This window comes from Traorella sp. mt218 (assembly GCF_055420025.1).
Genome location: NZ_JBVAYM010000041.1, coordinates 1 through 5,068 on the forward strand (window position 1 = coordinate 1; position 5,068 = coordinate 5,068).

The window sequence follows — 5,068 nt, forward strand, 5'->3', positions numbered from 1 at the left end:
AAATCAAAGACTATTATTTTTGTCTTTGATTTCGATAATGAAAATACACCATCAACACGCTCCAAATCACTACTTCAATGAATATAAATATAAATTGTTGATTAGTTTCCATGCTCACTCACCTTATATAACCCAATAAACATCAGCCCCATCAAAATACTCAGTAATATAATTTCCTTTGCAAAGTCCATCTCTATCTTCCCCTTTTCTGTTTCATGATCAAAAGCAATGCTCCTAATACGATACCACTGCCAACTAATAAAAACTGAAAACTCTTCTTCATAAAAACTCACTCCTTTGATGTCTTTATTATAGAAGAAAAGTACGATAAAAATCCTTTAATAATACTTACAATTTTCTTATTTTTCTTACATTTCTGAAAGAATGCAATGAATCATTGCCTACTCAATATATGTTTTATATTTCAGCCCATGACAAAAAAAAGATTCAGTAATACATCAGCGTATTACTGAATACTTTTAACTTACGATCTTATAGTAGACCTTTGCCGTCAACTGATAAATGATGAAATAGAAGATCGAGAAGATCACATAGACAATAACCATGACAGAAGCAAACATTGTCTTATTGGTCATACCAAAGGCCATAAACATCTGATAGATCATATTGAATGCGAACATCAAATGAATACCTGCCGTAATCAATGGCATAAAGAAGACGATCATGATCTGGGAATGGATCGATTTTTTTACTTCCTCATGACTCATACCTACTTTTTGTAAGATCTCATATCGTTTTACATCGTCATAACCCTCACTGATCTGTTTATAATACATGATCAGGGTTGTCGCAATCATGAACAGGATACTTAAGAAAATACCGAGGAAGAAGAAGCTTCCGAAGAATTCCATGAGTTCCTGACGGACAAAGGCTTGGAAATTAACAGAATATCCATAACCATATGCCAGGTTATCAAACTGATCGGTCGTTTCATGAATAATATGATAGATATCTTCCTGCAGCTTTGTAAATTGATCTTCACTGAGATCACAGTTGAAAGCATAATTGTACTGTGGCCAATTTACATAACCGTAATGACTAAGATCGATGCTTTTCGACATTTCATCGATTGCTTTTTCATCTTTCATGATGATATAGACAAGTCCTTTATATCCCGGATTGTAATTAAACATATCATCTAAAGAACCATTTTCTAAAGAATCAGAATTGTATTTAATCTGATAGGTCTGTGTACCGATCGTTAAGTTCTTTGGCGCTGTTCCGTCATCAAAGTAAACAGCGATCTCATGATCACCTAAATCAATCGAATCATCCGTTGAGAAATAAACATAGTAATAGTCACTATAATCTGTTTGATCTTCATCTTTTGGAATCAACGTATCATCTTGTAATTTTAATGCCAGTGAAAAACTGTAATTGCGGGTAAAATCAGTCATATCAAGATCATGAAGATAATTCATGATATTTTTATCTACAGCCTGATTTACTTCCAGATAATAACTGCTGAAAGAAGCTTCTACATCTTTGCTCACTTCACGTTTGATCAAATCATTGACACCAATAAACAAAGAACCGGTCGAAGAGATCATGACAAGGACCATCGTTGCCAGGATACAGATATTTCCCAATCCCACAGCATTCTGCTTCATACGATAGATCATATTGGATACAGAAACAAAATGACTGGTTTTATAGTAATACTTCTTATTCTTGCGCATGAGCTTCAATAAAGCAATACTTCCGGCAGTAAACAGGAAATACGTACCAAATATGACAAGGATGACGGCCACAAAGAATAAGAGAAGGGCATCTACCGGATTCTTGACCGTGATGGCAATATAATAACCGGCAGCTAAGCAAATGATCCCAAGAATCGTTAAGATCCATTTAGTCTTAGGTTCTTTTTCACCTTCACTCTTGCTTCTTAAAAGATCGATCGGTTTTGACAGATGGATCTGGGAAACATTAAATAGCGCTGTACAAAGAAAAATGATACCAAATAAAAGATAGGTCCATTTGATACTGTCAAAAGAAATCTCAAAATTCATCGTCGGCAGATCACCGACCATCTTGACCAGCAAAAGGAAGATTCCCTGGCCGAAAAGACTTCCGATACAGATACCAGCTGTTATCGAAACAAGTGCCAGCAAAAGCGTTTCATAAAACAAGATACGTGAGATATGGTATTTTTCCATTCCGAGAATGTTATAAAGTCCCAGTTCACTTTTCCGCTGCTTGATGACAAAGGAATTGGTATAAAACAAAAAGATAAATGCAAAGATACCAATCACACCAACGCCCAATGAGAGCATGACACCACGTGTCCTGCCGTAAAATTCACTATGCAGCGATAAGGCCAGAATCACATAAAACATCATTGAAAAAAGCGTGGCTGTCAAAAAATAAGGAATGATCATCTTTGAATTTTTCTTAAGATTTTGAAGTGCCAGCTTTAAATAGAAAAACCTATTCATACTTCTCACCCGTTGCAATCAAAGTCAGCGTATCGCTGATTTTCTGATACATTTGGGCAGTGCTTTGATCGCCTCTGTAAATCTGATGGAAGACCTCCCCATCCTTGATGAACATCACCCGTTTCGCATGAGAAGCCGCTTTGGTGGAATGGGTTACCATCAAGATCGTCTGTCCTGCTTCATTGATCTGATTAAACAGCTCCAACAGTTCATCTGTATTGCGGGAATCAAGGGCACCGGTCGGCTCATCTGCCAATACGATATCCGGCTGGGTGATGATCGCTCTGGCGACCGCTACACGCTGACGCTGACCGCCGCTGATCTCATAAGGCATTTTCGCTAAGATATCTTCGATACCTAAGGATCTTGCGACAGGCTTCAGACGCTCTTCCATCTCTTTGACGCTTTTTCTTGACAGCACCAATGGAAGCAATATGTTATCCTTGACGCTAAACGTATCTAATAAGTTAAAATCCTGAAAAACGAAACCTAAATGCTCTCTTCGAAAAGCAGATATTTCTTTTTCACTGATCGCTGTCAGCTTTTTTCCTCTTAACAGTACCTCACCGCTTGTCGGTTTGTCTAAAGAAGCCAAAATGTTCAAAAGCGTCGTCTTGCCGCTGCCGCTCTCTCCCATGATCGCAACATATTCACCCTCTTCTACTGAAAAGGAAACATTTCTTAATGCCTGGACATGATTTCCTCCAAACCGTGTCGTATAAACTTTCTTTAAGTTATTTGCTTCTAATATCACCATAACTTATCCTCCTTATTGACACCCTTATTCTACAAGAAATCATATCTTCGAGCCATTTCTTTAGCTTACAGTTTGACCCATAAACTTACAAATTGGTAAGCATTGCTACTCTACTTCCAGATTCGCATGCTTAAGATCGATCATGACACGGGTATATTTTCCAAGCTCGCTTTCAATACTGATCCGATGTCCCAACCGATTACAAACCTGTTTTACCAGATACAATCCGATACCACTCGATTTTTTATCCTTACGGCCATTATAACCGGTAAATCCCTTTTCAAAAACACGTGGCAGATCTTCTTTCTGAATACCGATGCCACTATCTTCAATGATGAGCACTTCATCTTTCACATCAATATTTACATGACCGGAAGATGTATATTTAATGGCATTGGAAAGAAGCTGTTCAATAACAAAACAAAGCCATTTTTCATCGGTTAATACTTGTAAGGATCTTGATTCATAATTAAGCTGGAGCTTTTTACGAATAAACAGCTTGGCATATTTACGAATACATTGCTTGATGCATGAATCAATATCAACAAACTCAAACTGAAAGTCATTCCCCTGATGATCGACCTTTAGATAGGTTAATACCATTTCCACATATTGTTCGATCTTAAAGAGCTCCTCTTCACATTCCTTCTCTTCTTTACCACTCAGTAAAAGGTGCAAAGCAGCAATAGGTGTCTTGATCTGATGTGCCCATAACGTATAATATTCCATCATTTCTTCATAGTCATGATCCTTTTGCGTAATAAGATCGATCTTATCCTGATAAATGATCTTGATCAATGCCTGATAATCCTCTTCACTTTGATTGGTTGCTTCAGGAAGCTCATCAATGCTTAACATGACTCGCTTTTGAAGGTCGATTAATGTCTTATGCTGCTTATAGAAATGACAAAAGTCAATCAAAGCACCCACAGTACCGATAAAGGTACAGATCAAAAAAGCATATCCGACAGCATCTAAAGGAAGCTGATACAGCCAAAATATAATGAAAAAGATAATTGAAAATATAAAATAAAAGAAAATGGTCTTGCGATGCTGATACATATACTTCAAAAGCAATCTCATTCGATGATATACCCGATTCCCTTCTTTGTCGTAATAAAATCATCAAGACCAATACTTTCTAATTTTCTTCTTAATCGCGTCATATTCACTGTTAATGTATTTTCATCAATATATTCATCACTTTCCCACAGTTTGACCATCAAGGTTTCTCTGGAAATGACCTTTCCTTTATTTTCCATCAATGTCAAAAGGATCCGATAATCATTCTTCGTCAAGTCAAGCTTTGCGGAATGATAGGTCAGGGTCGTATCATTCGTATTCAAAACAGCCCCTCTGTGCTCCAATAAATTATTATGTGCCGTAAAATCATAGCTGCGGCGAAGCAAGGCTTGGATCTTAGCAGTCAAGACCTCCAGATCAAAAGGCTTCGCAATAAAATCATCCCCACCCATATTAATGGCCATGACGATATTCATATTGTCCGAAGCACTGGAAATAAACAGAATCGGAATCTTTGATACCTTCCTGATCTCACTGCACCAGTGATACCCATTATAAAAAGGCAAAGAAATATCCATTAAAACCAGATGTGAATCAAACGACCCAAAATCAACAAATACATTCTGAAAGTCTTCCACACATTTTACTTCATATCCCCAACTGCTGATACGATTTTCAATTTCCTTTGCAATGACACGATCATCTTCTACAATCAATATTCGATACATCTTTTTCACATCCCTGTTACTATGATAATGCAAATTGATATAGATTGCAAATAAGCCTTTTAAAAAAATTTTTTATGATTTTTTGGGAATTTTGACGATTTGAC

4 protein-coding genes are annotated in these 5,068 nt (G+C 36.9%); all 4 read right to left on the bottom strand.

What is annotated here, in order from left to right:
• Positions 1-479: 479 nt before the first annotated feature.
• Positions 480-2,456 (bottom strand): FtsX-like permease family protein, encoded by a 1,977-nt coding sequence (locus ACZYT3_RS12410; RefSeq protein ID WP_464088873.1) that lies wholly within the window; start codon positions 2,454-2,456, stop codon positions 480-482.
• Positions 2,449-3,213 (bottom strand): ABC transporter ATP-binding protein, encoded by a 765-nt coding sequence (locus ACZYT3_RS12415; protein WP_294560749.1) that lies wholly within the window; start codon positions 3,211-3,213, stop codon positions 2,449-2,451. Before ACZYT3_RS12415 ends, ACZYT3_RS12410 begins: the two co-directional genes overlap by 8 nt.
• Before the next feature lie 105 nt (positions 3,214-3,318).
• Positions 3,319-4,275: an ATP-binding protein gene (locus ACZYT3_RS12420; protein ID WP_294560755.1), complete on the bottom strand. Its 957-nt coding sequence runs from the start codon at positions 4,273-4,275 to the stop codon at positions 3,319-3,321.
• A 17-nt stretch (positions 4,276-4,292) separates the two neighbouring features.
• The gene (locus ACZYT3_RS12425) at positions 4,293-4,964 is read right to left on the bottom strand and encodes a winged helix-turn-helix domain-containing protein (protein WP_464088874.1); all 672 of its coding nucleotides are present in this window, start codon (positions 4,962-4,964) and stop codon (positions 4,293-4,295) included.
• Positions 4,965-5,068 lie beyond the last annotated feature (104 nt).